Annotated in this window: 24 protein-coding genes; 15 read left to right on the forward strand and 9 right to left on the reverse strand. The window is 67.7% G+C overall.

The window, feature by feature from the left end:
* Window positions 1–33: 33 nt before the first annotated feature.
* The 3 genes from ACWEKM_RS21325 to ACWEKM_RS21335 form a co-directional block, all read right to left on the reverse strand.
* The gene (locus tag ACWEKM_RS21325; protein WP_451622766.1) at window positions 34–2151 is read right to left on the reverse strand and encodes a hypothetical protein; all 2118 of its coding nucleotides are present in this window, start codon (window positions 2149–2151) and stop codon (window positions 34–36) included.
* A complete protein-coding gene (locus ACWEKM_RS21330) occupies window positions 2148–2876 on the reverse strand; it encodes a hypothetical protein (RefSeq protein WP_451622767.1) in 729 nt (242 codons plus the stop codon). Before ACWEKM_RS21330 ends, ACWEKM_RS21325 begins: the two co-directional genes overlap by 4 nt.
* Window positions 2877–2997: 121 nt before the next feature.
* Entirely contained in the window at window positions 2998–3714 is a 717-nt protein-coding gene (locus tag ACWEKM_RS21335; RefSeq protein WP_451622796.1) for a Crp/Fnr family transcriptional regulator, read from the reverse strand.
* Between the two features lie 406 nt (window positions 3715–4120).
* On the opposite strand from ACWEKM_RS21335, the gene rpsL reads away from it, so the two are divergent.
* The 4 genes from rpsL (at window position 4121) to tuf (ending at window position 8482) form a co-directional block, all read left to right on the forward strand.
* On the forward strand, window positions 4121–4492 hold the full coding sequence (rpsL, locus tag ACWEKM_RS21340; protein WP_003948652.1) for a 30S ribosomal protein S12: 372 nt from the start codon (window positions 4121–4123) through the stop codon (window positions 4490–4492).
* 2 nt (window positions 4493–4494) lie between these two features.
* The gene (rpsG, locus tag ACWEKM_RS21345) at window positions 4495–4965 is read left to right on the forward strand and encodes a 30S ribosomal protein S7 (RefSeq protein ID WP_389012175.1); all 471 of its coding nucleotides are present in this window, start codon (window positions 4495–4497) and stop codon (window positions 4963–4965) included.
* Window positions 4966–5004: 39 nt separating this feature from the next.
* Complete coding sequence (fusA, locus tag ACWEKM_RS21350; RefSeq protein ID WP_451622768.1) at window positions 5005–7131, forward strand: elongation factor G; 2127 nt, start codon at window positions 5005–5007, stop codon at window positions 7129–7131.
* A gap of 157 nt (window positions 7132–7288) precedes the next feature.
* The gene (gene tuf, locus ACWEKM_RS21355; RefSeq protein ID WP_376533047.1) at window positions 7289–8482 is read left to right on the forward strand and encodes an elongation factor Tu; all 1194 of its coding nucleotides are present in this window, start codon (window positions 7289–7291) and stop codon (window positions 8480–8482) included.
* Between the two features lie 84 nt (window positions 8483–8566).
* Here the strand turns inward: tuf and ACWEKM_RS21360 are convergent, their stop codons facing one another.
* Window positions 8567–8908 carry a hypothetical protein gene (locus ACWEKM_RS21360; protein ID WP_451622769.1) on the reverse strand — a complete coding sequence of 114 codons (342 nt, stop codon included), beginning with the start codon at window positions 8906–8908 and terminating at the stop codon, window positions 8567–8569.
* A 97-nt stretch (window positions 8909–9005) separates the two neighbouring features.
* Between ACWEKM_RS21360 and ACWEKM_RS21365 the strand changes: the two genes are divergently transcribed.
* Window positions 9006–9653, forward strand: coding sequence for a hypothetical protein (locus ACWEKM_RS21365; protein WP_451622797.1), 648 nt, complete (start codon window positions 9006–9008; stop codon window positions 9651–9653).
* A 22-nt stretch (window positions 9654–9675) separates the two neighbouring features.
* On the opposite strand, the gene ACWEKM_RS21370 is transcribed toward ACWEKM_RS21365, so the two are convergent.
* On the reverse strand, window positions 9676–10101 hold the full coding sequence (locus ACWEKM_RS21370; RefSeq protein WP_451622770.1) for an ATP-binding protein: 426 nt from the start codon (window positions 10099–10101) through the stop codon (window positions 9676–9678).
* Window positions 10102–10256: 155 nt separating this feature from the next.
* On the opposite strand from ACWEKM_RS21370, the gene ACWEKM_RS21375 reads away from it, so the two are divergent.
* The 8 genes from ACWEKM_RS21375 to ACWEKM_RS21410 all read left to right on the forward strand — a co-directional run bounded on the left by ACWEKM_RS21375 (window position 10257) and on the right by ACWEKM_RS21410 (window position 19260).
* A complete protein-coding gene (locus ACWEKM_RS21375; RefSeq protein WP_451622771.1) occupies window positions 10257–11135 on the forward strand; it encodes a helix-turn-helix domain-containing protein in 879 nt (292 codons plus the stop codon).
* On the forward strand, window positions 11132–11341 hold the full coding sequence (locus ACWEKM_RS21380) for a DUF397 domain-containing protein (RefSeq protein WP_451622772.1): 210 nt from the start codon (window positions 11132–11134) through the stop codon (window positions 11339–11341). Before ACWEKM_RS21375 ends, ACWEKM_RS21380 begins: the two co-directional genes overlap by 4 nt.
* Window positions 11342–11442: 101 nt before the next feature.
* Window positions 11443–11652 carry a DUF397 domain-containing protein gene (locus ACWEKM_RS21385; protein WP_451622773.1) on the forward strand — a complete coding sequence of 70 codons (210 nt, stop codon included), beginning with the start codon at window positions 11443–11445 and terminating at the stop codon, window positions 11650–11652.
* A 154-nt stretch (window positions 11653–11806) separates the two neighbouring features.
* Window positions 11807–13192, forward strand: a complete 1386-nt coding sequence (gene gdhA / locus ACWEKM_RS21390) for an NADP-specific glutamate dehydrogenase (RefSeq protein ID WP_451622774.1) — start codon at window positions 11807–11809, stop codon at window positions 13190–13192.
* Between the two features lie 328 nt (window positions 13193–13520).
* Window positions 13521–18083 carry a DUF6531 domain-containing protein gene (locus ACWEKM_RS21395; protein ID WP_451622775.1) on the forward strand — a complete coding sequence of 1521 codons (4563 nt, stop codon included), beginning with the start codon at window positions 13521–13523 and terminating at the stop codon, window positions 18081–18083.
* 24 nt (window positions 18084–18107) lie between these two features.
* Window positions 18108–18575 (forward strand): hypothetical protein, encoded by a 468-nt coding sequence (locus tag ACWEKM_RS21400; protein WP_451622776.1) that lies wholly within the window; start codon window positions 18108–18110, stop codon window positions 18573–18575.
* A gap of 170 nt (window positions 18576–18745) precedes the next feature.
* Window positions 18746–18874, forward strand: coding sequence for a hypothetical protein (locus tag ACWEKM_RS21405; protein ID WP_451622777.1), 129 nt, complete (start codon window positions 18746–18748; stop codon window positions 18872–18874).
* Between the two features lie 263 nt (window positions 18875–19137).
* Window positions 19138–19260 carry a hypothetical protein gene (locus tag ACWEKM_RS21410; RefSeq protein WP_451622778.1) on the forward strand — a complete coding sequence of 41 codons (123 nt, stop codon included), beginning with the start codon at window positions 19138–19140 and terminating at the stop codon, window positions 19258–19260.
* 52 nt (window positions 19261–19312) lie between these two features.
* On the opposite strand, the gene ACWEKM_RS21415 is transcribed toward ACWEKM_RS21410, so the two are convergent.
* From ACWEKM_RS21415 to ACWEKM_RS21425, 3 genes are read right to left on the reverse strand one after another with little or no spacing between them, the layout of a single operon-like run.
* Window positions 19313–20245 (reverse strand): hypothetical protein, encoded by a 933-nt coding sequence (locus ACWEKM_RS21415; protein WP_451622779.1) that lies wholly within the window; start codon window positions 20243–20245, stop codon window positions 19313–19315.
* Window positions 20242–20826 (reverse strand): DUF6932 family protein, encoded by a 585-nt coding sequence (locus ACWEKM_RS21420; RefSeq protein ID WP_451622780.1) that lies wholly within the window; start codon window positions 20824–20826, stop codon window positions 20242–20244. The genes ACWEKM_RS21415 and ACWEKM_RS21420 overlap by 4 nt, the downstream gene beginning before the upstream one ends.
* 60 nt (window positions 20827–20886) lie before the next feature.
* On the reverse strand, window positions 20887–21879 hold the full coding sequence (locus tag ACWEKM_RS21425; protein WP_451622798.1) for a helix-turn-helix domain-containing protein: 993 nt from the start codon (window positions 21877–21879) through the stop codon (window positions 20887–20889).
* Window positions 21880–22465: 586 nt separating this feature from the next.
* Here ACWEKM_RS21425 and ACWEKM_RS21430 point away from each other — a divergent pair.
* Window positions 22466–23341, forward strand: coding sequence for a helix-turn-helix domain-containing protein (locus tag ACWEKM_RS21430; protein ID WP_451622781.1), 876 nt, complete (start codon window positions 22466–22468; stop codon window positions 23339–23341).
* On the forward strand, window positions 23338–23547 hold the full coding sequence (locus ACWEKM_RS21435; RefSeq protein WP_451622782.1) for a DUF397 domain-containing protein: 210 nt from the start codon (window positions 23338–23340) through the stop codon (window positions 23545–23547). The genes ACWEKM_RS21430 and ACWEKM_RS21435 overlap by 4 nt, the downstream gene beginning before the upstream one ends.
* 74 nt (window positions 23548–23621) lie before the next feature.
* Here the strand turns inward: ACWEKM_RS21435 and ACWEKM_RS21440 are convergent, their stop codons facing one another.
* The gene (locus tag ACWEKM_RS21440) at window positions 23622–25859 is read right to left on the reverse strand and encodes a type ISP restriction/modification enzyme (RefSeq protein WP_451622783.1); all 2238 of its coding nucleotides are present in this window, start codon (window positions 25857–25859) and stop codon (window positions 23622–23624) included.
* Between the last annotated feature and the right edge of the window lie 186 nt (window positions 25860–26045).

Raw genomic sequence — 26045 nt, forward strand, 5'->3', positions numbered from 1 at the left:
ATCGGTCTCCTGTGCCGGTGTGGGGGCTGGGTATCAACGGCGGGCTACGCGGTCCAGCAGCCGTGCGGCGGCCGACGACGGGGCCACCGGGGAGTCGCGCAGTGTGCGGAGCAGGTGGCCGACGCGGCGGTCGTTGGCCGAAACGGCGGTGATGGCCGGCAGCAGGGAGGCCAGGGCCCATTCGGCGTCGGGGTTGTCGTCCGCCCTGTGCACCCAGCCGCCGAGGGTTTTCAGCGCCTCCTCGTTGCACGTGCGGTCGGCCAGCAGTCGCTCCCAGAACATGGCGAGGTGGCGTGCCGTGGACATGTCGTCGGTGGCGACGGCCTGGGCGTACCAGTGCAGGATCAGCGGCCGGTCGTCGGGCTCCTCGGTCTGCTTGCATGCCTGTAGGAAGGCGCGGACCGCGTAGGCACGGACCGTGCGATCGATGTCGAGGCGTTCGGCGAGCGCAGCCAGCACGGATTCCCGTACCACGAGGAGCAGCAGTTCGAGGGCGTCGGCGAACTGCTGTACGTCTTCGGTGAGTTCACCCTCCTCGTCGAACGGGTCGGGCTGCTGCCGGACGGCGTCCAGGAGAACGTCCAGGGTCTCCTCGGGCGCCACCGGTCCGAGCAGGCCGTACGCACGGATGGCTGTCCAGCGGCGGCTGTCGGTTCCTTTGGTGCACCAGTCCCGTAGGACGGGCAGGACGGTTCGGACCTCCAGCAGGTGGGCCAGGGTGAGGGCGTTGGCGGCGGTCAGCCAGGAGTCAGGGAAACGGGCGTCCGCCCACGGTTCGATGAGGTGGGCCATGGCGGACGAGAAGTCGGCGGCGGCAAGCTGCGCGGTCGCCGATGCCGCCCGCGTCCGGACGAGGGGACGGCCGTCCCGCGCGAGTCGGCTGATCCACTCGACGAGGGCCGGCCGGGCGGAGGGATGGAGGTTCCATACGGCCTCCAGCAGCGTCTTGGCCGTGCGCTCCTCGCGGAACTCGGCGATGAACTGGCCGACGACGCCCCACTGGGTGACCTCCGTGCCGTGGTAACCGCGGGCGTGGGCGAGCCCGAGCCGGTTCTCACGGGAACTGCCGAAGACCGGGATCACCGGCCGATCGCGAGGGTCAGCCGTGTGCTGCAGGCGTGCGTAGAGCACGTCGGCGAGCTCGGCGGCCACCGCGTACGGCGCCTTGTCGAAGACGGCGAGCGAGATGAGGAACGCCTTGTCGCGCAGTCCGCGCTGGTCGTCGGTGAGCCAGCGGGACACCTGTGCGTCAATGGCCTGCTCACTGTAGGCGGCGAGTGCCTGCTCATCGGTTTCACCGCGCTGTACGGCGACGAGCCGCTGGGCGAACTCCTTGATCGCGGTGGGCTGCTGCTGCCGGGCGAGGAACTCCTGCACCGGGGCCCGCCCGCACAGGTTCTGCCACTCCGCCTCCCCGACGCACGGTGTGACGTGTGCGTGCAGCATTTCTTCGGTGGGCGGCGGCTCCCACCGTACGAACGGAACGTCGTCCAGGGCCGCGGACGGTTCGACCGTGATGACGAGGTGACCGCCGGAGCGCTCCAACTGCTCACGCAGGCTGAGCAGGTGGGGCTCGCGCAGGGGGGTGCTCCGGTCGGCGGCGAAGTCCTGCAGGAGATAGCCGTCCGCGCGGTCCAGATGGTCGAGCAGCGCGGACAGCGAGCGGGGCTGGACGAGTGTGCGCACCGTGCCGCCGGTTGCTCGTTGCAGCAGCATCAGCGCGGCGGACTGGCGGCCCGTGTCCCTCCCGCCGGACAGGATCACGACCCTGTCGCCACGAAGCCGGACGAGAGCCTCATCGAAGCTCGGGCAGCTGCGGAAGACATCCGCCAGCTCCTTGATCTTTTCTGCCGGGACCACACCGGAGAGGTGCTCGGGGCGCTCGGCGGGGCCGCCGAAGTAGTTGGTCACGTTGCCGTGGACCGTGCCGCCGCTGACGCCGAACTGGTCGCGGCCGACCTGAGTGGCCGAGGCGGTCCGGTCCAGCGACATGACGAAGGACGGGCCATGCTGGATCAGAGCCTTGCGGGCGGCCCATGCCTCCTGGCGCTGTCCTTCCGCTGCCTCTGTCTGTTCCTCCTGCTTCTGCTCGGTCTCCTGAGCGGACTGCCCCTCAGCCGGCGTGGTGGGGGTCGCTGTCTCCTGGCTCATCGGTGTTCACCCCGGCCGGGGCTGCCGAAGTGGAGACCACCGTGCACGGTGCCGCCGCTGACGCCGTACTGGTCTCCGGCGATGCTGGTGTGGCTGACCGGGAGGCCGGCGGCCGGGTCCGCGGGTGAGGTGCCGGAGGTGTTCGCCGCGGCCTGGGACGGCCGGCCGTGCAGCCAGGCCACGGTCGGCCCCTCCTTCGTGTCCACCGTCACGGGGTGGAAGTCGTCGGGGCGGACACCAAGCGGGCCGTGCCGGACCACTCCCTTGTAGACGCCGTCCGACACACACAGCACGCAGTCGTCTTCTCGCTGCTTCAGGGCATCCCGGAGGGCATCGGCGTCGAGGAGACGTACCGCGTGGTTGAGATCCGAGCCGACCCAGCCGTCGAGTTCGTCGACGGCGACGTATCCGGATGAGAGCACGATGCGCAGCCGCATCCGGGTGCTTCTGGCGAGCAGCCGGTTCTTGCTGTGGAGCAGGGAAGGAGTCTCGGTCAGCAGGGTCTTCACCAGGGCCTGAACGGGGACCTGGGCGTCGATGAGCTCCATGACGGAGTCCCCGCGGTCCGCGCGCAAGGCGGTCGTCTCGTCCACGGTGGCGGCGACCAGGGTGGCGTCGACGACGTCGTAGAGGACTCGCCGCAGGTACGCCTGCTCCACGTCGTCGCGTGCGCCGAACTGTTCGATGTCGAAGAGCAGGATGGTGCGGTTCACGGGATCGGTCATGGCTGCCTCTCGTACGAGTTGGGTTACCGGCACGATGGCGGTCCGGAGCCGTGTCGCGGAGGGGCGGATGGCGCGGAAGAACTGTGACCGTGTGCGCAGACAAGACGCGGCGCGATGTGCGTCAGGCAGGGCCCTCGCCGGCGATGCGGCGCAACACGTCGGGGCGCAGTACGACGATGCGTCGTCGGCGGGTGACGACGACCTCGCGGGCACGCAGCTCCTTGAGGAGCCGGGCCACCGCCTCCCTGGAGGAACCGACCGAGCCCGCGAATTCGTGCTGGCTCAGCCCGATGGTGAGTTCGATGCCCTCGTCGGTGCGGTTGCCGTGGGTGCGGACCAGTTCGAGCAGGAGGACTGCCAGCCGCTCGCGCACGGTGAGAGCGGCCCATTGCAGCCGACGGCGGTCGGTGCTTCGCTGCCGGTCGGTGGTCAGGCTCAGCAACTGCAGCGCCACCCGGGAGTTCTCCGCGAGGAAGGAAGTGAAGCGGCCTTGATCGATGACGATCGCCTCGACCGGTTCCAGGGCCGTCACGGTCGCTGAGCGGTGGCGGCCGCTCAGCGCCGCGCCCTCACCGAGGATGTCACCGGGTCCACGCAGGGCGAGAAGGGCTTCGTAACCGTTGGCCGCGCTGGCTGTGACCTTGGTCCAGCCGTGCAGTACGAGAAGGACGTGGGCGGAGGGCTCGGCCTGGTGTATGAGGACGGCGCGGGCCCGGTAGTGCAGGGGGCGGCCGATCGAGAGCAGGGCCACCCGGTCCTGCTTCTCCAGCCTCGCCAGAAAGGGCACGGCATCGTCGAAACCATCGTCGTCCCATGCACGCGTGCGCCCCCCGACCATCCCGCCCCCACTGAGCTGCTGTAGTGTCGCAATCACTCAACGTACTGGAAGCGCTCGCACGTGAGACCGGCGGCAATCGGCCATGATCAGGGCGGCTGAGCGGGCCCGATCGGCGATTTGAAGATCACACAGTGTGCCCGGGCTCGACCTCATTCGCGGGGCGAGACGGTCGTGGTCCATTTGTTTTGACCGCAGCGAATGCGCTGGGTACGCTCAGACCTTGTGCCTGGGGTGTGCCCTGGCTCTGGTGCGTGCCTTCAACCGCATCGCGAGCCGACACCGGCCACCGTAATCTGCGATCTTTTCGCCGCGCGGCGGGAGTCCGCGGGTTCGACACACCCGACCGCGTGGGTCGGAGGCGTTCCAGGTTAGCTGTACCCATCGGCACACAGAAACCGGAGAAGTAGTGCCTACGATCCAGCAGCTGGTCCGTAAGGGCCGGCAGGACAAGGTCGAGAAGAACAAGACGCCCGCACTTGAGGGTTCCCCTCAGCGTCGTGGCGTCTGCACGCGTGTGTTCACGACCACCCCGAAGAAGCCGAACTCGGCCCTGCGTAAGGTCGCGCGTGTGCGTCTGACCAGCGGGATCGAGGTCACCGCTTACATTCCGGGTGAGGGACACAACTTGCAGGAGCACTCCATCGTGCTCGTGCGCGGCGGCCGTGTGAAGGACCTGCCGGGTGTTCGCTACAAGATCATCCGCGGCTCCCTCGACACCCAGGGTGTCAAGAACCGCAAGCAGGCCCGCAGCCGTTACGGCGCCAAGAAGGAGAAGTAAGAATGCCTCGTAAGGGCCCCGCCCCGAAGCGCCCGGTCATCATCGACCCGGTTTACGCCTCCCCTCTGGTGACCTCCCTGATCAACAAGGTGCTAATGAACGGCAAGCGCTCCACCGCCGAGCGCATCGTCTACGGCGCCATGGAGGGCCTGCGCGAGAAGACCGGCAACGACCCGGTCATCACGCTCAAGCGCGCCCTTGAGAACATCAAGCCGACCCTTGAGGTCAAGTCCCGCCGTGTCGGTGGCGCCACCTACCAGGTTCCGATCGAGGTCAAGCCCGGTCGTGCCAACACCCTGGCGCTGCGCTGGCTGGTCGGTTACTCCCGCGCCCGTCGCGAGAAGACCATGACCGAGCGGCTGCTGAACGAACTCCTCGACGCCTCCAACGGCCTCGGTGCCGCGGTGAAGAAGCGCGAGGACACGCACAAGATGGCCGAGTCCAACAAGGCCTTCGCGCACTACCGCTGGTAGTCGCTACCCACATCGAGACCGAGAGAAGACCGAAGCCTTATGGCTACTACTTCACTTGACCTGGCCAAGGTCCGCAACATCGGGATCATGGCCCACATCGACGCGGGCAAGACGACCACCACCGAGCGGATCCTGTTCTACACCGGCGTTTCGTACAAGATCGGTGAGGTCCACGACGGCGCCGCCACCATGGACTGGATGGAGCAGGAGCAGGAGCGTGGCATCACGATCACCTCTGCTGCCACCACCTGTCACTGGCCGATGGACGACGTCGACCACACCATCAACATCATCGACACCCCGGGCCACGTCGACTTCACGGTCGAGGTGGAGCGCTCCCTGCGCGTCCTCGACGGTGCCGTGACGGTGTTCGACGGCGTCGCCGGCGTGGAGCCGCAGTCCGAGACGGTGTGGCGTCAGGCGGACCGCTACGGCGTTCCGCGTATCTGCTTCGTCAACAAGCTCGACCGCACCGGTGCCGAGTTCCACCGCTGCGTCGACATGATCTCCGACCGTCTGGGCGCCCAGCCGCTGGTCATGCAGCTGCCGATCGGTGCCGAGGCGGACTTCAAGGGCGTCGTCGACCTGGTGCAGATGAAGGCCCTGGTGTGGTCCGCCGAGGCCACCAAGGGTGAGATGTACGACACCGTCGACATCCCGGCCACCCACACCGAGGCCGCCGACGAGTGGCGCGGCAAGCTGCTTGAGGCCGTCGCCGAGAACGACGAAGAGCTGATGGAGCTGTACCTGGAGGGCGAGGAGCCCTCCGTGGAGCAGCTGTACGCGGCGATCCGTCGTATCACCATCGCGTCCGGCAAGGGCACCGGCACCACCGTCACCCCGGTGTTCTGCGGTACCGCCTTCAAGAACAAGGGCGTTCAGCCCCTGCTCGACGCGGTCGTGCGCTACCTCCCCTCGCCCCTGGACGTCGAGGCCATCGAGGGCCACGACGTCAAGGACCCCGAGGTGGTCGTCAAGCGCAAGCCGTCGGACGAGGAGCCGCTGTCCGCGCTGGCGTTCAAGATCATGAGCGACCCGCACCTGGGCAAGCTCACCTTCGTCCGGGTGTACTCCGGCCGCCTGGAGTCCGGCACCGCCGTGCTGAACTCCGTCAAGGGCCGCAAGGAGCGCATCGGCAAGATCTACCGCATGCACGCCAACAAGCGTGAGGAGATCGAGTCGGTGGGCGCCGGCGACATCGTCGCCGTCATGGGCCTGAAGCAGACCACCACCGGTGAGACGCTGTCCGACGACAAGAACCCGGTCATCCTGGAGTCCATGGACTTCCCGGCGCCGGTCATCCAGGTCGCCATCGAGCCCAAGTCGAAGGGCGACCAGGAGAAGCTGGGCATCGCGATCCAGCGGCTGGCCGAGGAGGACCCGTCCTTCCAGGTCCACTCGGACGAGGAGACCGGTCAGACCATCATCGGCGGCATGGGCGAGCTGCACCTGGAGGTGCTGGTCGACCGTATGCGCCGTGAGTTCAAGGTCGAGGCCAACGTCGGCAAGCCGCAGGTCGCGTACCGCGAGACCATCCGCAAGGCCGTCGAGAAGGTCGAGTACACCCACAAGAAGCAGACGGGTGGTACGGGCCAGTTCGCCCGCGTCATCATCGCGATCGAGCCGATCGAGGGCGGCGACGCCTCGTACGAGTTCGTGAACAAGGTGACCGGTGGCCGCGTCCCGAAGGAGTACATCCCTTCCGTGGACGCCGGTGCGCAGGAGGCCATGCAGTTCGGCATCCTCGCCGGCTACGAGATGACCGGCGTGCGCGTCACCCTGCTCGACGGTGCCTACCACGAGGTCGACTCCTCCGAACTCGCGTTCAAGATCGCCGGTTCGCAGGCCTTCAAGGAGGCTGCGCGCAAGGCCAGCCCCGTGCTCCTGGAGCCGATGATGGCCGTCGAGGTCACCACGCCCGAGGACTACATGGGTGAGGTCATCGGCGACATCAACTCCCGCCGTGGTCAGATCCAGGCCATGGAGGAGCGGGCCGGTGCCCGCGTCGTCAAGGGCCTCGTGCCCCTGTCGGAGATGTTCGGCTACGTCGGCGACCTCCGCAGCAAGACATCGGGTCGCGCAAGCTACTCGATGCAGTTCGACTCCTACGCCGAGGTTCCGCGGAACGTCGCCGAGGAGATCATCGCGAAGGCCAAGGGCGAGTAACGCACCCCGTTCACACGCCGTAGGCTTGACTCCGGAGCCTCCAGGGGCATTCCCCCGCAAACGCGGACGGAATGCCCCCGGGTTCCGGGCCTTTACAGCAAAGATCACCTGGCGCCGATGAGTAAGGCGTACAGAACCACTCCACAGGAGGACCCCAGTGGCGAAGGCGAAGTTCGAGCGGACTAAGCCGCACGTCAACATCGGCACCATCGGTCACATCGACCACGGTAAGACGACCCTCACGGCCGCCATTACCAAGGTGCTGCACGACAAGTACCCGGACCTGAACGAGGCCTCGGCCTTTGACCAGATCGACAAGGCTCCCGAGGAGCGTCAGCGCGGTATCACCATCTCCATCGCGCACGTCGAGTACCAGACGGAGGCGCGCCACTACGCCCACGTCGACTGCCCGGGTCACGCGGACTACATCAAGAACATGATCACCGGTGCCGCGCAGATGGACGGCGCCATCCTCGTGGTCGCCGCCACCGACGGCCCGATGCCGCAGACCAAGGAGCACGTGCTCCTGGCCCGCCAGGTCGGCGTTCCGTACATCGTCGTCGCCCTGAACAAGGCCGACATGGTGGACGACGAGGAGATCCTGGAGCTCGTCGAGCTCGAGGTCCGTGAGCTCCTCTCCGAGTACGAGTTCCCGGGCGACGACGTTCCGGTCGTCAAGGTCTCGGCGCTCAAGGCCCTTGAGGGCGACAAGGAGTGGGGCCAGTCGGTCCTGGACCTGATGGACGCCGTCGACAGCGCGATTCCGGAGCCGGAGCGCGACGTCGACAAGCCGTTCCTGATGCCGATCGAGGACGTCTTCACGATCACCGGTCGTGGCACCGTCGTCACCGGTCGTATCGAGCGCGGCATCCTCAAGGTCAACGAGACCGTCGACATCATCGGCATCAAGACCGAGAAGACCACCACCACGGTCACCGGTATCGAGATGTTCCGCAAGCTGCTCGACGAGGGCCAGGCCGGTGAGAACGTCGGTCTGCTCCTGCGCGGCATCAAGCGTGAGGACGTCGAGCGCGGCCAGGTCATCATCAAGCCGGGCTCGGTCACCCCGCACACCGAGTTCGAGGCGCAGGCGTACATCCTCTCCAAGGACGAGGGTGGCCGTCACACGCCGTTCTTCAACAACTACCGTCCGCAGTTCTACTTCCGTACGACGGACGTGACCGGCGTGGTGACCCTCCCCGAGGGCACCGAGATGGTCATGCCGGGTGACAACACCGAGATGAAGGTGGAGCTCATCCAGCCCATCGCCATGGAAGAGGGCCTGAAGTTCGCCATCCGTGAGGGTGGCCGCACGGTGGGCGCCGGCCAGGTCACCAAGATCAACAAGTGATCTCGGACTGATCCGGCAGGTCTTTGGGAGGCCCGTACGACTTGAGGTCGTACGGGCCTCTCGGCGTTCAGGGTCCGCGTAGGGTCACTTCGCCCCCTGTTGCCGCGGGCCTCGTTTGTCCTCCGTCTTCACCGCGTCGTTGACCTTCTTCGCCAGGTCGTCGTCGAGCTTCCTGAACTCGCGTACCACCGTGTCGGACATGTCGGCGAGGGCGTCCAGTTGCTGGGTGATGTCCTCGCGGCCGTCCTCCCAGTTCGACTCGAAGTCGTCCAGGGCGTCGTTGACCTTGCCGTCGCCGATGTCGTCCTTGTAGGACTCGAACAGCTTCTTGGTGTGGTTCAGGCGGGTCTTGATCGAGCGCAGACGCCGGCCGTAGTCCTCAAGCTCGGTCAGCGGGAGCGAGAGGTCGCTCTTGCCCTTGCCCATGCGTCCGTCCCCCGTTCTCGGTTCTCGTAGGCTGGCCGCACCGTACAACAGCATGCTGCCTGGACAAGTGGTCGACGAAACGGGGGACACGACAGCCATGGCCCGCTACATGGAGACGCTCACCATCGAGCGCGGCGGCTTCCGCATCAAGGTGCCGGAGTCGTGGTGGGAGTTCGACGTACGCCCGGAGTCGCGTGACGACTCGATCCGGCGCATGGTGAACGAGCGGGTCGAGCAGCACCCGGAACTGGCCCCGTACCGCGACACGTACACCGACTTCCTGCGGAAGGCCGCGGCCGACGCCTGGAAGTCCGGCGCGCTGTACTGCGGTTGCATGGCGGAGAGCTTCGGCGGCGACACTCCGATCACCGGCTCGGTCACCGTCTCGCTCGTCGGCGGACGCACCAGCGAGGGCGCGCCCCTGCCCAACGACCCCGGCGCGATCGCCGCCCAACTCGCCGTCAAGGAAGCGAGGAAGCCCGGCGACTCCTGGCGGAAGGTGACGACCGTCGACCTGCCCGGAGTCGGCCCGGCCGCCCGCACCCACGGCATCGAGGACATCCCCGTACCGGGCGACAGCCTGAACCGCACCGTCCGGGCCGTGCTGATGCAGACGTATATCCCGGTGCCGGGGCAGGAGGGCAAGGTGGCCCTCGTCGCGGGCAGCAGCCAAGTCCTGGACCTGGCCGACTCGTTCTTCGACATCTTCGACGCGATCACCTCCACCTTCCGCTTCGCGGACTAGGGCAGGAGGGAACGGGTTCCGGTCAGGTGACGCGCAGTTCGGCCCAGATCGTCTTGCGTCGAGCGGGACCTCCGGTCGCTCCCCAGCGGTCGGCGAGCGCTTCCACGAGCAGTAGACCGCGGCCCGATTCACCGCAGGGAACGCCGTGTTGGACGTGCGGCAGCCGATCCCCTCGGGCGTCGCTGACCTCGATACGGAGCGTGTCGCCCACGACGTAGAGGGTCAGCCGGAAGTCCCGGCCGGGGGCGTGACCGTGGGTGACGGCGTTGGCCGCCAGCTCGGCCACGATCTGTTCCGCGGAGTCCGGCGGCAGACCCCAGCCGCGAAGGCGCGCGGTGGCGAGTAGCCGGGCGAGCCGGGCTCCGCGCGGCGTGGGAGACAGCAGGACGCTGAAGTGCCGGATGGTGTGGTCGAGTTGGGCGTGCGGCCCGGCGATTTCCTGGTTCACATCACTCAGCGTGGCCCAGTCTGCGTACCGTGAGGAGTGAGTAATCGGTTGCGTACGGTGACTGTCGGCGGGTTGTCCGGTGCTGTCCGGGCCGTCGCGGCGGTTGGTACGGGTAGGGCGCCGCGGTACGGCGCGGGACTACGGAGGAGTGCGGAATGTCGGTGGACGGTGAGGCGGTAGGGCGCAGGGACGAGGCGGATGAGCCGGGGTGGGAGGTGGACCCCGACGACGAGTGGGGCGTGGCCGTGATCACCACCGTGGGACGGCAGTTGAAGCTGCGGCGCGAGGCGGCGGGGATGCGGGCCGCCGAGTTCGGGTTGGCGGTGGGGTACGGGGAGGACCTGGTCTACAAGGTCGAGGGCGGCAAGCGGATTCCTCGGCAGGAGTACCTGATCAAGTCGGACGAGGTGTTGGGGGCGGATGGGCTCATCGCGGCTACGTGGGAGGACGTGAAGAAGGTCCGGTACCCGAAGACGGTTCGGGCGCTGGCCAAGTTGGAGGCGCAGGCGGTCGAGATCGGGGTCTACGTCTGCAACAGCATCAGCGGGCTGTTGCAGACACCTGATCATGCACGCGCGCTCTTCCAAGCAGCGCAGCCGCCGTACTCGCCCGATGATGTGGAGCGCATGGTGGCTGCTCGCATGGCCCGACGGTCGATCTTCGAAGGGGACCCGGCTCCCTCCATCAGTTTCGTGTTGGAGGAGGCAACGCTGAGGCGGGAAGTCGGAGGCACAATGGTGTGGGGACAGCAACTCGAACGCCTGCTGGAGGTGGGGCGGTTGCACAACGTCACTCTTCAGATGATGCCAACGAAGACTGATGCCCACCCCGGCGTGGACGGCAGGATTGAGGTTCTGAAGTTCGCGGACGGTACGGCGGTGGGGCGCTCCGACGGCGCGTTCAACGGTCGGCCGACCTCCGACCCGAAGCAACTGCGCATCCTTGAGTTGCGTTATGGGACTATCCGTGCGCAGGCTCTCACGCCCCGGGAGTCGCTGGTCTTCATCGAGCAACTACTGCTGGGAGAAACATGATTCGCAATGCCTCTGCCAAGGATGCCTCCGAGCTGGCGTGGTTCAAGAGCAGCTACAGCGACGGCACTGATGGCGAGTCCTGTGTCGAGGTCGCGACCGGTCCCGGCGAGGTACACGTCCGCGACTCCAAGAACATCAGCGGCCCTCGGCTCGCTCTCACACCAACCGCGTGGGGAGCCTTCGTGACGTACGCGTCCGAGGGCTGATCTCGGGGCTCGGTCCGCCTCCTGCTCCGGTGGCAGGCGGACCGACTGGTCGAGATCTTCAGCCTCTGGGGAGTCCGCGACGAGCAACTGCTGGAGGAGACATGATCCGCAAGCCCACCGCAGGAGACGCCTCCGAACTGGTGTGGTTCAGGAGCAGTTACAGCGGCGGTACCAATGGCGAGTCCTGCGTCGAGATCGCCACCCGCCCCGGCACCGTCCACGTGCGGGACTCCAAGAACACCAGCGGTCCCCGGCTCGCTCTCACACCGACCGCCTGGTCGGCCTTCGTGACGTACGCCTCGGAAAGCTGACCCTGTCTGGCCTCCGCGTTTGCCCGGAGGGACACTTAAGGGTCGGCCGCTTCCGGATGTCCATCCCGGGGCGGCCAAGTCCTGCGCGCGGCAACGGCGCCGAGCGCTCATCACCGGTGCGTACCGGTAGCAGCCGTGCCCGGAAGGGGACCACGTGACGACCCGACCCGAGGCGAGGATCTCGCCGACCCTGCCGTCCTCGCCGACCTCGCTCGACAACCTGCGGGCCGAGATCGAGCACCGCAATCCGGCCCAGCCCGAGTTCCACCAGGCCGTCCACGAGGTGCTGGAGACGCTCGCGCCGGTGCTCGCGGCCCGTCCGGAGTACGCGGAGCCGGGGCTCGTCGAGCGGCTGTGCGAGCCGGAGCGGCAGATCATCTTCCGGGTGCCGTGGCAGGACGATCACGGCCGGGTTCACGTCAACCGTGGTTTCCGTGTCGAGTTCAACAGCGCGCTGGGCCCGTACAAGGGGGGCCTGCGCTTCCACCCGTCGGTGAACCTCGGCATCGTGAAGTTCCTCGGTTTCGAGCAGATCTTCAAGAACGCGCTCACCGGGCTCGGCATCGGCGGCGGCAAGGGCGGCAGCGACTTCGACCCGCACGGCCGCAGTGACATGGAGGTCATGCGGTTCTGCCAGTCGTTCATGACGGAGTTGCATCGGCACATCGGGGAGCACACCGACGTTCCGGCGGGTGACATCGGCGTAGGCACCCGTGAGATCGGTTACCTGTTCGGCCAGTACCGGCGGATCACCAACCGCTGGGAGGCCGGTGTCCTCACCGGCAAGGGTGCGCTGTGGGGTGGTTCCCTGATCCGGCCGGAGGCGACCGGGTACGGGAACGTACTGTTCGCGGCGGAGATGCTGCGCGAGCGGGGCGAGGACCTGGAGGGCCAGACGGTGGTCGTCTCCGGCTCGGGGAACGTCGCCATCTACTCGGTGGAGAAGCTGCTGGCCCTCGGCGCGAACCCGCTGACCTGCTCGGACTCCAGCGGGTATGTGGTGGACGACAAGGGCATCGACCTGGATCTGCTCAAGCAGGTCAAGGAGGTCGAACGCGGCCGGATCAGCACCTACGCGGAGCGTCGGGGCGCGTCCGCGCGGTTTGTGCCCGGCGGGCGGGTCTGGGAGGTCCCGGCCGATGTCGCGCTGCCGTCGGCGACGCAGAACGAGCTGAACGAGAACGACGCGGCCACCCTCATCCGTAACGGTGTGAAGGCTGTGTCGGAGGGCGCGAACATGCCGACGACACCAGAGGCCGTGCGGCTGTTCCAGAGTGCGGGGGTGGCCTTCGGCCCCGGCAAGGCGGCGAACGCGGGCGGGGTCGCGGTCAGCGCGCTGGAGATGGCGCAGAACGCGTCGCGCACCGCGTGGCCAGCCGCCCGGGTCGAGGAGGAGCTGGCCCGCATCATGCAGGACATCCACACCACCTGTCATGAGACCGCCGCACGCTACGGCGTCCCCGGCGACTACGTGGCCGGCGCGAACATCGCCGGCTTCGAACGGGTCGCCGACGCGATGCTGGCACAGGGCGTCATCTGACACGACCGCCACGATGCCCGTCTGGCCCGCCCCCCCCGACGGGGCGGCCGGGCGACCGCCGCCGGGAGCCCACCGGGAGGCCCGGCGTCCGGGTCGTGCTGTCTGCGTGGACCACCGCTGCCCGGCGTCCTCGGCGGCTTCACGGCGTCGAGCAGCCGCCAGAACGGGTGAGTACCCGAGGGTGCACCCGGCGCCCGGCCGGCGGTCCCGGTACGCGGTCCCGGTACTCGGATGGCTGTTCGGCACAGGGTTCTCTCGCGCAGCCGTTCCTTGTAAGTTCGCGTGTGCACAGGGCTGTTGAGGATGCGCGCGTGACGGGGGTTGCGGGATGGTGGGGCATCGGCCTGCGGACTGGCATCCGCTGGATCTGGACAAGGACCCGACTCCGGGGGACCCGCAGCGGGTGCGTTCGCTGGCGAAGCAGCTTCATGATTTCGCGGACGACGTGTCCGACGCGCTGCGTCTGGTCAAGGGGATGGCGGGCGAGGACACGCTGCTGGAGTGGGCGGGCAAGTCCGCGGAGGTCTTCAAGGAGCAGTTCGGGGGCGTCCCGAAGGACCTGAAGAAGCTGAAGAAGTCGTACGAGATGTGCGGTGACGCGCTCGCCGGTTTCTGGCCGGAGCTGGAGCGGGCGCAGGCGCTGGCGGACCGGGCGCTGGCGAAGGCGAAGGAGGCGCAGTCCGATCTGGCGTCGGCCAAGTCCCGCCTGTCCTCGGCCGATTCGTGGGTGACCCGCGCGGGCAAGGAGGCGGACAAGTACAAGGACGACCCGACCGGCCGCAGGAGTGACGGGGACAAGCCGGACGAGGCGAAGGTCCGTGCCGCCACCCGGGACGTGCAGAACGCCAAGTCGGCGCACGAGAAGGCGCAGTCGGACGTCACCACCGCGCAGAACGCCCTCGACGCGGCGAAGAAGATGGCCGAGGACGCGCGGAAGATGCGTGACGAGGCGGCGCGTGAGGCGAAGTCGAAGATCGACGAGGCGTCGGACGCGGGGATCCAGAACCGGTCGTGGTGGGAGGACATCGGCCACTGGTTCGAGAACAACTGGGACACCATCGTCGCGGTGTGCAAGGTGGTCGTCGCGGTCGTCGGCATCGTCGCGATGATCATCGGCGGTCCGATCCTGGGCGCCATCGTCCTGATCGCGGCCCTCGTCGTCCTCGCCGACACCCTCTACAAATACTCACAGGGCAAGGCGTCCCTGTGGGACGTGGCCTTCGCGGCCCTGGACTGCATACCCGGCGGCAAGGGCCTGACCACCCTCGGCGGCCTCGCCCGGGGGATGAAGGGCCTGGGCAAGATGGGCCTCAAGGGGATGGCCAAGGGGCTTGGGAAGGGACTGCGTCGGGAGGCGGACGACGCTGTCGCCAAGAGCAAGCCCGGCAAGGGGCGATGCCTGAACGGCGATCCCATCGACATGGTTTCCGGCGAGATGCTGATGGCGGAGACCGACGTCGACCTGCCGGGCCTGCTCCCGCTGGTCCTGCGCCGCACCCACCTGTCGACCTACTGGGCGGGCCGCTCCTTCGGCCCCTCCTGGGCCTCCACGCTCGACGAACGCCTGGAGTTGGACGACCAGGGCGCCGTGTACGCCACCGAGGACGGCATGATCCTCTTCTACCCCGTGCCCGAGCCCGGCGCGGCGGTCCTGCCGGTGCAGGGCCCGCGTCGGCCACTGGACTGGGACGGCACGCCCCACGCCCCCCTGCGTGTCACCGACCCGTTGACGGGGATCACGCGCCACTTCGCCCCATCGCAGCGGCCCGCCGCGGCCGACGAGGGGTTCTCACTCCTGCTTGCCGCGATGACCGACCGTAACGGCTACCGAATCGACTTCGACCGCGATCCCGAGGGGAAGCCTGTCGCCGTCCGTGATTCCGGCGGCCGCTACATCCACGTGGACACGGTGGGCGAGCGGGTCACCGGTCTGCGTCTGCGCAATCCGGAGGACGGCCCCCAGGGGACGGTTCTCAGGCGCTTCGGATATGGCCCCAACAGCGATCTCACCGAGATCCACGACCACAGCGGCCAACCTCTCAAGCTGACGTACGACGACCGTGCGCGCATCACGTCGTGGACCGACCGCAACGGTTACTGCTATTGCTTCACCTACGACGCCGTGGACCGCTGCGTTCGAGGCGAGGGCGCCGACGGCAGCCTTTCCTGCGCCATCGAGTACGACATCGAGGGCCGCGAGACGCGCTACACGGACGCCCTCGGTCAGACGACGACGTTCCGCCACAACGAGCTGTACCAACTTGTCGCCGTGACCGATCCCCTCGGCCACTCCGAGTACTCGGAGTGGGACCGCTACGGGCGGCTGCTGTCCCGTACCGACCAACTGGGCAACACGACCCGCTTCAGTCTGGGCGCGCACGGCCAACCGGTCCGGATGGAACGGCCGGACGGGACCGGTATCCAGGTGGAGTACAGCGACGACATGCTGCCTGTCGCCCTCACGGAAGCCGACGGCGCACGCTGGGAATGCACGTACGATGACCGGGGCAACCTGCTCACCAGCACCGATCCGCTGGGAGCCGTGAGCGAGTACACCTACGACGAACGCGGACACAGGATCGCGCAGACCGACGCGCTCGGCAACACGTTCCGCTTCGACACCGATGATGCCGGGCTGCCTGTGGGGGTCGTGGACCCGCGGGGGAGCGTCGTCACTGTGCACCGGAACGCGTTCGGCCGCGTCGTGCGAATCAACGACGCGGTCGGCGGGACCGTCCGGCAGGGCTGGAGCCCGGACGGTCGGCTGCTGTGGCGGGAGCGCGCGGACGGCGGACGGGAGACCTGGTCGTACGACGCACAGGGCAACCTCACCGAGCGGTGTGAGCCGGGAGGGTTCACCACCTCGTTCGAGTACGGCGCCTTTGATCTCCCCAGGGCCCGAACCGACCCGGACGGTACCCGCTACGTCTTCGCCCATGACGCTGAGCTACGGCTCATCGGCGTGACCAATCCGCACGGCGACGAATGGAGTTACCGCTACGACGCGGCAGGCCGCCTGACCGGCGAGACTGACTTTGACGGCCGTACGCTCGGCTACGTCCACGACGCGGCCGGCCGCCAGATCGAACGGACGAACGGTACCCGTCAGACGGTCCGTCTCACCCGGGACCCTGCCGGGCGCGTGGTGACGGCCCGTACGGACGACGGCGCCGTCACCACGCTGCGGTACGACGCGGTCGGACGGCTGGTCGAGGCGATGAACCCCGGCAGCACGGTCGTCTACGGCTACGACGCGATGGGCAGGACCGTCGCCGAGACCGTCGACGGCCGGACGGTTAGCAGCGTGTACGACCCACTGGGCCGACGCGTACGGCGCACCACGCCCTCGGGAGCGACCTCGGACTGGTCGTACGACTCAGCGGGTATGCCCACGTCGCTCGTCACCGCGGCGGGTGAGCTGACGTTCACGCACGACGCGGCCGGCCGCGAGATCGCCCGTGACTTGGCAGGAGCGGCCACACTGACGCAGTCCTGGGACGCCGGTCACCGCCTCGTCGAGCAGGTCATCCGCTCGGGACCCAGCGCGGACGCCGTGCGGCAGGCCCGCTCCTTCGCCTACCGCGGGGACGGCCACGTCACCGCGATCACCGAGCGACTGGGCGGCACCCGAAGGTTCGATCTCGACCGCGCGGGCCGTGTCACACAGGTGTCCGCCGAGACCTGGACCGAGACGTACGCCTACGACGAACTCGGCAACCTCACCGCCGCCGCCCACCCCGCGCCTGGCGGGCAGGACGCACAGGGCCCGGTCGGGCACTCCGGTACGAAGGCCACGTCGGCGGGTCGTACCAGGTACGAACACGACGGCCAGGGCCGCGTGGTCCGGATGGTCCGGCGCACGCTGTCCGGGCTTCGGCGGATCTGGACGTACGCCTGGGACGCCGACGACCGACTCACGGAGGCGGTGACGCCCGAGTGTGGGGTGTGGCGGTACGGCTACGACGTGCTGGGCCGGCGCATCGCCAAGTGGCGTGTGCACGAGGACGGTTCGAGCACGGACGAGACCCTCTTCACCTGGGACGGTGCCAACCTCGCGGAGCAGCAGACAGTCCGTGACGGCCGGGTGGAGACTGACACATGGGACTGGGAGCCGGGCACCCATCGTGCGGCGGCCCAGGTACGGAGACGTTGGCGAGCCGACGACCCGGAGGCGATCGACAGGCAGTTCTACGCCATCGTCACCGACTTGGTCGGCACCCCCAGCGAACTCGTCGGGGAGGACGGCACGATCGCCTGGCGGTCCGCGACGAGTCTGTGGGGCCGCCCCCTCGCTGACGACGGCGGCGACCTGTGCCCACTGGCCTTCCCGGGCCAGTACCGCGACGCCGAGACGGGCCTGCACTACAACCTGGCGCGCTACTACGACCCGGACACGGCGAGCTTCCTCACTCCCGATCCACTTGGTCTGGTCCCCGCCCCGAACCCGCACGCATACGTCGACAACCCCTTCCGCTGGACTGACCCGCTCGGTCTGGAGGGAGACAGCACTGAGCCAGTCCGCGTCTATGACGACTCGGAGTACAGCAAGCACGGTTCGGCCAGCGGCTCGTCGGCCAAGGGCGAAGTCAGCCGTGCGCCCACCAACGGGCAGGCAGCGCTCGACCGGTCCATCGACTTGGACCCGAACAACCCGGACGTCACCAGGCGCCTCGGAGTGGACCACGTGAACAACGAGATCGTGGTGCTGGACCGACACCGCGCGATCACGGACAAGGACGGCAATATCGTCAAGGAGCTCTACCACGGCCATGTGCAGTCCTCGTATCCGTCGAAGAGTGTCACGCAGGGCGATCTGACCAAGCTGAAGAAGGCAGGCATGATCGACAACATCAAGAAACAGCGGGTGCTCCCGCCCAAGTGCGACGGATGACAGATTGAAGCGGGGGAGTCGGCCATGACGTCAGGGTGGGACTGGGAGAACGGCGAGGGGCTGCTGGGGCTCGATGACCCCGGGGAGTGGGATGCCGCGTTCGAGCGCGGGGAGGACCACCTGGGTACGGCGGTGATCGGGTTGGCGTTCCAGTGTCCGTTGGAGGAGGCGTCGCCTCGGATCGTCAGGGCGATGCGGCTTCCGGACCGCGGTCAACGGGGGTATGCGTTCACCGCGGCGGGACATGCGGCGCGGCTCAACGGGGACTTGACCCCCGAGCTGTTCACGGCGCTGAGGGCCGAGGGTCCCGGCGGCGTGGCCGAGCACGCCATCAGGGACGCCCTGGCGTACGTACCGTTCCGGAAGCTGCCGCCGTGGTTCAAGCGCCGGTGGGTGTATGTGACGGTGCGAGCCAAGCTGGAAGGCTGGTGGCTGCGTTCCACGGAGGCGATCGGGGATGCCTGGCGCTCGCTGCGCGGACGCCGCTCGTAAGCCGTAGACGTTCGCGTGGAAGGCAACCCCGCGCACGGCACCCCGAAGGCGCCGTGCGCCTCCTGTCAGCATGTTCTTGATCAACTCGGTGTTCGGGCGGTGTTGTGAATGAGTGATGGCCAGGCGGGGCGTTGATCCCCGCAGACCGACGAGGTGCTGCGGCGTGCGGGATGGCGGCCGGGGCGGGCCGTGCCGACGGACACGTGGAGGCGGTCCTGCTGGAGCGCGGCGGGTTCGTGGCGCACGAGGCCGCGCGCCGGTTCCTCGCCGAGTTCGGTGGGCTGGTGACCTACGGCTGAGCGTTCACCCGCTGTGGCGGTCGTCCGCGATCAGCTTGGCGTGCAGCACTCCCGTGCTCGCTGTGCGGTGCCAGACGTCCACTTCCGGCGGTAAGGACCTGAGAGGGGGAGCGGCTGGGCCGCGAGCCGGAAGGGGTCCTGCACGGCGTCGTCACCTGCCTGCACGGGCAGGGTGACCGGGGGAGGCCACGATCTACGGTTCCTTGCTCCACGAGGACGCCTCACGGGTTCGAAGCGTCCAGGTGGACCTGAGTCCGGAAGACGTGGACAAAGCCACGCACGCGTGGCGGCACGGGCTGGAGGTAGCGGTGACGGGTGACCTGGAGCCGCACGGAACCGGCCTCCGGATGCGGCGGGTGCTCGGATTCGTCACCCGGCCGGAGTGACGAACGGCTGCCACGTCGAGCCTTCTGCCCAGGGCGGACACGGGCAAGCTGCTCAGGAGTCCAGCGGCAGCGACCCCTGTTCCGCCGCCAGCCCCAGGTAGGTGTACTCGGTTGCCCGTGCGATACCGACGGAGTCCAGACGCTGACGGAACCGGACCCGGAAGTGGACGTTGTCCCCGAGACCGGGGCGCATGCGAAGCAGCGCTCCGGGATCCTCGAAGTGGACGTCGTAGGCGGGAGCGTTCTTCGCGGTGCCCGTCTTCACCTTCACCCATCCGCTCTCACGCAGCTCCGTGATCCGGCCGGAGATGGTGATCTCCTGGTCGCGCGGCCTGGTGTCGCGCAGTCGCCCTACGTAGTGCCGACCGCGCTCGGTCAGCCGAGCACTGCGCATGCCGCCATCCGCGTCGTACCAGGTCACGCCCAATTCGAGTTCGTACTTGTCCAGTGCCCGTGCCACCGCGTCCACGGCATCGAAGAGCCGCGCCCATTCGCGGACGTCCTGTTCGGCTTCCAGAGCGTCCAGGAGCCTGGTGAAAGCCTGCATGCCACTGCTGGCCGCAGAGGTGGTGGGGGCGTCCAGAGCCGCCTGGTTCTGCGCATGAGTCGCGGCGACGGGACGGGCGTGAATCACGGTGCTGCCCGGCGAGACGCCGGTGAGTTCCAGTTGAATCGGAGTGCCCGCCGCCGCGGAAACCGCCTTTTCCACCGGGTCGAGAAGGGAATCGCCCCACTGGAAGCGCAAGGCGCCGCCCTCGGTGTCCGGGCCGGTGAGCCGGAGCCGGAGCTCTTCCTCGAGGTGGGCGTCCGGCTCGTACTCGCGTGCTGCTGCCAGGAGGCTCGCCCGGTGATCGGCCTCGACCTCCTCGTCGTCCCGCTCCTCGGTTCCCATCTCCTCCAGCAGGCGGCGTGCGGCCTCCGTGGCGTTCGGGTCGCTCCGGAGGCGTTCACGCCTGCGTTCGCGCCAGCTGTCGCCGGTTGTCACAGTCGCACCTCCAGGTATCCGCGTGCCGGGACGGCACTCTCCTCCGACGGGGAACTGTCTGCCTGGTCAGGCAGCCGACAGCGTTGCCACCAGTCGTCCCACACGCCCCTTTGCATGAAGTATGTCCGCTCCTCGGGCGCCATGCGCTCAGGCTGGAAGACGTGCCCGACGGGGCGGTACCCGACTCTGACCGGCGAGATGCCGAACGTCTTCTTCATGCTGTCCCGGCTTTTGAAGGCCGTGGTCAGCCACTTCGAGCCCGGTCTGCCACGCACCGCGTGCTCAGCCCTGGCATCGATCAGCAGGGTTACGTCGATGTTCCGTGGATCGATCTTGGCGCTGACGAAGCTGCCGCCGAGCCACAGCCTGTGCATGAGCGTGAGCCCGTCCAGGACGTCCAGGTACTGGTCCTCGAGGGCGAAGAAGCGTTCCAGGTAGTCGTGCAACCCGGTCCATAGTTTCCCGCGGGTGGCTGAGCCCCGGAACTGGGGCGCACGGACCAGCATGGATTCCGCGTCGTCGAGGGAGACCGAGTACCGGCCGAGCGGAAGGAATCCGTTCGCGGCGAACGAAGGCAACACGGGCTGTGGGTCCTGTCGATTCGGTGGGCGTCCGAGGGAGGTCACGACCTGCCGTGCGGCTCATCTTGCCGTTTCGCAGACCGGACCGTCGGTGGTTTCCATGACTTGGCGAGCCCCATGACTCGCGGCCGCGGTACGGCAGTCCCCGCAGAGATCTGCGGGCTCGGCCGCGCGGAAGCCGCGGTCGCAGCCGTCGCAGTTCTGCAGGGGGTGCCGTACGGGTGGTGGAGCGGCCGGGGCGCGCACCGGGGGTGGGGGCGGAAGCTGAGCCGTGAGGCGATGGGCAAGGAGGGCCGCTGGGCGGCGTACGCCCTCGGGTGGCAGGTCGGAGGTCAGAGCACGGCGTACCGCGCCCGGGGGCACCTCGTACTGCAGCCAGGCGGCGACGCCGGGGGCGAGATGGGCGGTATCGCAGGCGGAGAGGAGAAGGCGGGAGTCCTCGCGGTGCAGGGTGGCGAGGAGGTCGGCGGCCTCCTGGAGGAGAGCGGGGGAGGGGTACGTCGGCTGGGGGACTGGCGGGAGCGGGTGCCGCTTCTTGCGGGGTTCGCGGGGTTTGCCGTGCCCTGCCGGGGGCTCCTCGGTGGCCGCCGTCCGGTTGCCGGAGGTGGCGGCCGAAACGGGTGCGGATGCGTGGCTTCGGCGTACCGCTGAGTGCGGCTGGTTGCAGCTGATCGTGCGGGTGACCAGGCGGCCGGCGGGGGTGTGTTCGCGTACGCGGCGGAGGTAGCCGTGGGCCTCCAGTTCGCGCAGGCCGGCGGCGATGCGGGTGCGGCCCTCGGGGAAGCGGTCGGCGAGGGTCTTGATGTCCACGGGGGCATGGGCCGGCAGTGACTGGATGTGCACGGCCAGGGCGATGGCCACCAGGGACAGCTCGGGGTGCTGGGCCAGGTGGTTGCCGATCACCGTGAAGCGGGTGGTGTGGCGGGTGTTGTCGTGGGTTACGCCGTAGGCATGCGGGCGTGTGCGTGTGCGTGGATTCGCCCGGGAGGGGGGTTCGATGGCGGCAACGGCTGACTGGGAGTGCGGGGACACGCTAGGGTTCTGGGTACCCATCGGGAAGCCTCTATCTTCCTCGGTGGCCAGGCCCTCGATCGGGATCGCTAGTCCCGGCCGGGGGCCGATGCATGTTTGCGGTTGTTTGCGCTGAGAGTAGGGCAGTTGGAGTCCCTGAAATCCAGTTGAGCCGGTGATGTTCACCCGCCCGAGTGACGGTTGAGCACGGGCGGGTGGGGTGGGGCTTGGCGGGGTTCTTCGTCCCCCGAGTTCTTTCAGTGGATACGGCCTTCGGCACCGGAACCCGTAGGTGCGGATTCCGGCGGTGAGCAGCGCGGTCTCCTTGGGCAGCCCTCGGCGGCGCAGGTGCGCCTCGGCGAGGAGTCGGGCCAGACGGGCTTCGCGTCGTGTGGACGACAGCAGCACGCTGAAGTTGGGGAAATGCTCGGCCGATTGGGCCGTGGTCTCGGGTGCGGCGATTTCCTGATTCACGTCACCCAGCGTTGCCGAGTGCGCTTACCGTGAGGAGTGATCGAGTGCTTGCGTGACGTGACTGTCGGCTCGTTGTCCGGTGCTGTCCGGGCTGTCGGCACCGTTGCTCCGGGCAGGGCGTCGCGGTACGACGCGGGACTACGGAGGGCGCGGTATGTCGGTGGACGGTGAGGCGGGACGGCTCAGGGATGAGGCGGAGGAGCCGGGGTGGGAGGTGGATCCGGACGACGAGTGGGGTGTCGCCGTCATCACCACTGTGGGGCGGCAGTTGAAGCTACGTCGGGAGGCGGCGGGGCTGCGGGCCGCCGAGTTCGGGAAGGCGATCGGGTACGGGGAGGACCTCGTCTACAAGGTCGAGGGAGGGAAGCGGATTCCCCGGCAGGACTACTTGGTTAGGGCCGACGAGGTGTTGAAGGCGGGTGGGCTCATTGCGGCGACGTGGGAGGACGTGAGGAAGGTCCGGTACCCGAAGAAGGTTCGGGAACTGGGCAAGCTGGAGGCCAAGGCGGTGGAGATCGCTCTGTACGAGTGCCACATCATCCCCGGGCTGTTGCAGATCTCGGAGCATGCGCGATCGGTGATCGGGGCTGCGCAGCCGCCGTACTCGCCGGACGATGTGGAACGCATGGTGGCCGCACGTCTGGCTCGGCAGACGGTCTTCGAACGCTCGCCCGCTCCAGCGCTCAGCTTCGTCCTGGAAGAAGGGGTCCTGCGTCGTCCCATCGGGGGCACAATGGCCTGGCGTCAGCAGCTCGAACGCCTGCTGGAGGTGGGACGGTTGCACAACATCGTGCTTCAGGTGATGCCGATGAACTGCGACACCCACTCCGGCCTGGACGGTCGGATCGAACTGCTGAAGTTCCCGGACGGTACGGCGGTGGGGCGCTCCGATGGCGCGTTCAACGGTCGGCCGACCTCCGAACCCAAACACCTGCGCATCCTTGAGCTGCGGTATGGCACCATCCGGGCTCAGGCACTCTCGCCTGGGGAGTCGCTGGCCTTCATCGAGCAACTGCTGGGAGAAACATGATCCGCAAGACCATCGCCGGGGACGCCTCCGAGCTGGCGTGGTTCAAGAGCAGCTACAGCGGCGGCAACGACGGCAACTCCTGCGTTGAGCTTGCCATCACCCCCGGCACCGTGCATGTCCGCGACTCCAAGAACATGCAGGGCCCGTCGTTCGACGTGGGTGGCTCGGCGTGGGTGGAGTTCGTGACCTACGCCCGCGAGGCCTGAGCCTCAAGTGCTCGCGCCCCGCACCTGGACGATGCCAGGGCGGGGCGCGTTGCCGTCAGCGAGGAAGCCGAGGCTCAGGCGGCGTCCTCGATGATGTCGAGCGGCGGCAGGTGTCGGACGATCTCCATCGTCGCGAGGCTGACCGTCACGATGCGCCGGAGTAGGTCGACGACGTAAAGCGGGTCGTCGGACCAGTCGTTGGGGTCGTTGACGATGCCGGACTTCGGATCGGTCTTCACCTGGTACCGGTCGATGATCCACTCGATCGCCGAACGCGCGCCGAGCTGGTACTCGTACGCTTCCTCCGGGATGTTCTCCAGCGTGACGTGGTTGTTGTAGACGATCTGCGTGCGGTCCTGGACGCCCTTCACCTTCGGGATCTTCATCTTGCTCACCCGGAAGAGCTCGGATTCGGGCATGTCCGGGCGGGTGTTCCTGAGCGACATCACGATGCCGCCGAACGGCTTGGCCGTCTCGTATTTGATGTGCAGCTTGGACAGCTCCCGGCCGGCCGCCGAGAAGCCCCGGAAGTCGCGCACCCTTGGGATGCGGGGCAGGGACTTCTTGAGGTCGGCGGCGTAGGCCTCGCGGTAGGCGGGGGAGTGGAGCAACCCGTAGACGTAGAAGAAGATGTCGTCCTTCGTCAGGTCGGGAGCCGTGTCGGCGTACGTCTTGCGGTACGCGGCGAGCGTGGCATCGGTGATGTTGTCGACGCGCTCGTAGGCGGCGGATCCGGCTTCGTCACCGAAGTCGAAGCCGCCTTCCACGGTGAGTTCGCGGTAGGTATAGCGGGGGAAGAACTGGCCACCGCTGCCCGCGCCTGTGACGTGAAGGTCAGGGAGGCAATCCAGCATGAGTACCGAGAAGGGGACTGCCGATCCATTGCCGACGTTGTAGAAGCCGAAATTTTCATGCTCCGGCGTCGGGAATAGTTGTGGCATCTTGCCGGGACGATGGTTGAGGTCTCGGTCAAAATACACCGCTTGGCGGTTGAAGGGACGATACAGGCCCGTTACGACGCGCTCCGCGGCATACTCCAGTTGCTTCCCCTGTGTGAGCTTCGAGATCAGGCTGGTTGTCCAGCTGATTTGCTCCGCATCACGGTCGATGTAGCGGTCCGCATCTGCCACTTGGGATTGGGTAGTGCCCGAGATCCTGCGGTGCTCCTGGTACCCAGTTACCTGCGCGTTGTAGAAGTTGACCATCGATTCCGCATTCTCGCGGAGCTGTTGCCCGGAGAAGTTGTAAACCCATGAGTCTCGGCCGGTCTCAAGCCCACGGGAGAACAGTCGAAAGATACCCTTCTCCACTGCGGATTTGTCTGTCTCCCCGACAGGTTGGAACGTCGCGAACCTCTCGTCCCGCTGGTTGATCCAGTCCCCGTCTGCGTTCGGCGCGATCCGCTGCCACTCCACCGACTCCAGGCTCTGCCCGCTCATGATGCCGAGCTTGTCCTCGCGGCTGAGGTAGTCCCCGATATCCCGGTAGAAGAGCCCGCGTGGCGCGTCCGTACGACCACCCTTGACCAGGACGATCACGGCCACCGTATTGCGGCTGCCCGAACCGAAGATCTTGCCGCCCTCCCTGCGGGACAGCTCGCCAGCCGTGCGCTGGTTGCCCCGCAGGTTGTAGCAGTACACCGCGTCGAACTCGTCCGTCAGGCACTTGCGGACGCCATCGGCCGTGTTCCCGTCGATGTAGCCGCCGTTGGAGACGAACGCCACGACACCCTCGTCCTTGATCCGGTCGGAGGCCCAACGGAAAGCGCGGAGGTAGGAGTCGTAGAGGGAGTTCTTGTTCTTCGCCGTCGACCTTGCCGCGTAGGTCGCCTGGACCCGGCCGTCCAACGCCTCGTACTTCAGATTCTGGTTGTCGTCGTTCTGGCTGTCCTGCCCCACCGAATAAGGCGGATTCCCCAGCACGACCCGAATGTCCTGCCCCATCTGCTTCCGCACCCGCTCGCTGTTCCCCGACAGCACGTCCCCGAACAGCCGTCCCTCCTCGGACTCCGCGAGCTGGAACGTGTCCGTCAGCACGATGCCCTCGAACGGGACGTACGTATTCCCAGTATCAGCCCCGGCCTCCGCGTACACGTCATGGAACGCGGCCTCGACGTTGACCGCCGCGATGTAGTACGCCAGCAGCACGATCTCGTTCGCGTGCAACTCCCGCGTGTACTTGCGGAGCAGGTCCTCCGGCCTGATCAGGCCGGACTGGAGCAGCCGGTGACTGCCGAGCCAGAGATCGGGGCGCTGCTGGAGCCAGACCTTCGTCAGCCGCTGGATGAGCCGGCTGTGCTTCCCGTCGGGCACAGGCTGGCTTCCACTCGATGTGCCCGTACAGGGACTTCAGGCGAGTCCCCTCCAACTCCTTGGTGGCGGAAGCGGCCCGATGTTCGAACTCCTCGACGCTCATCTACGGAGCCACTGGCATGCTGGGGAGCAGTCAGTGGTCACTACCGTCACCTGCTCGCGCTGCTCGTATCCGGACACTATGCC

This window comes from Streptomyces sp. NPDC004752 (genome assembly GCF_053601275.1).

What these genes read in the sequence shown, in the direction of transcription:
- ACWEKM_RS21325 (WP_451622766.1), bottom strand. Translation starts at nt 2,151, where the DNA reads ATGAGCCAGGAGACAGCGACCCCCACCACGCCGGCTGAGGGGCAGTCC.
- ACWEKM_RS21330 (WP_451622767.1), bottom strand. Translation starts at nt 2,876, where the DNA reads ATGACCGATCCCGTGAACCGCACCATCCTGCTCTTCGACATCGAACAG.
- ACWEKM_RS21335 (WP_451622796.1), bottom strand. Translation starts at nt 3,714, where the DNA reads ATGGTCGGGGGGCGCACGCGTGCATGGGACGACGATGGTTTCGACGAT.
- rpsG (WP_389012175.1), top strand. Translation starts at nt 4,495, where the DNA reads ATGCCTCGTAAGGGCCCCGCCCCGAAGCGCCCGGTCATCATCGACCCG.
- fusA (WP_451622768.1), top strand. Translation starts at nt 5,005, where the DNA reads ATGGCTACTACTTCACTTGACCTGGCCAAGGTCCGCAACATCGGGATC.
- ACWEKM_RS21360 (WP_451622769.1), bottom strand. Translation starts at nt 8,908, where the DNA reads ATGGGCAAGGGCAAGAGCGACCTCTCGCTCCCGCTGACCGAGCTTGAG.
- ACWEKM_RS21365 (WP_451622797.1), top strand. Translation starts at nt 9,006, where the DNA reads ATGGCCCGCTACATGGAGACGCTCACCATCGAGCGCGGCGGCTTCCGC.
- ACWEKM_RS21375 (WP_451622771.1), top strand. Translation starts at nt 10,257, where the DNA reads ATGTCGGTGGACGGTGAGGCGGTAGGGCGCAGGGACGAGGCGGATGAG.
- ACWEKM_RS21380 (WP_451622772.1), top strand. Translation starts at nt 11,132, where the DNA reads ATGATTCGCAATGCCTCTGCCAAGGATGCCTCCGAGCTGGCGTGGTTC.
- ACWEKM_RS21385 (WP_451622773.1), top strand. Translation starts at nt 11,443, where the DNA reads ATGATCCGCAAGCCCACCGCAGGAGACGCCTCCGAACTGGTGTGGTTC.
- ACWEKM_RS21395 (WP_451622775.1), top strand. Translation starts at nt 13,521, where the DNA reads ATGGTGGGGCATCGGCCTGCGGACTGGCATCCGCTGGATCTGGACAAG.
- ACWEKM_RS21400 (WP_451622776.1), top strand. Translation starts at nt 18,108, where the DNA reads ATGACGTCAGGGTGGGACTGGGAGAACGGCGAGGGGCTGCTGGGGCTC.
- ACWEKM_RS21405 (WP_451622777.1), top strand. Translation starts at nt 18,746, where the DNA reads ATGGCGGCCGGGGCGGGCCGTGCCGACGGACACGTGGAGGCGGTCCTG.
- ACWEKM_RS21425 (WP_451622798.1), bottom strand. Translation starts at nt 21,879, where the DNA reads ATGGGTACCCAGAACCCTAGCGTGTCCCCGCACTCCCAGTCAGCCGTT.
- ACWEKM_RS21430 (WP_451622781.1), top strand. Translation starts at nt 22,466, where the DNA reads ATGTCGGTGGACGGTGAGGCGGGACGGCTCAGGGATGAGGCGGAGGAG.
- ACWEKM_RS21435 (WP_451622782.1), top strand. Translation starts at nt 23,338, where the DNA reads ATGATCCGCAAGACCATCGCCGGGGACGCCTCCGAGCTGGCGTGGTTC.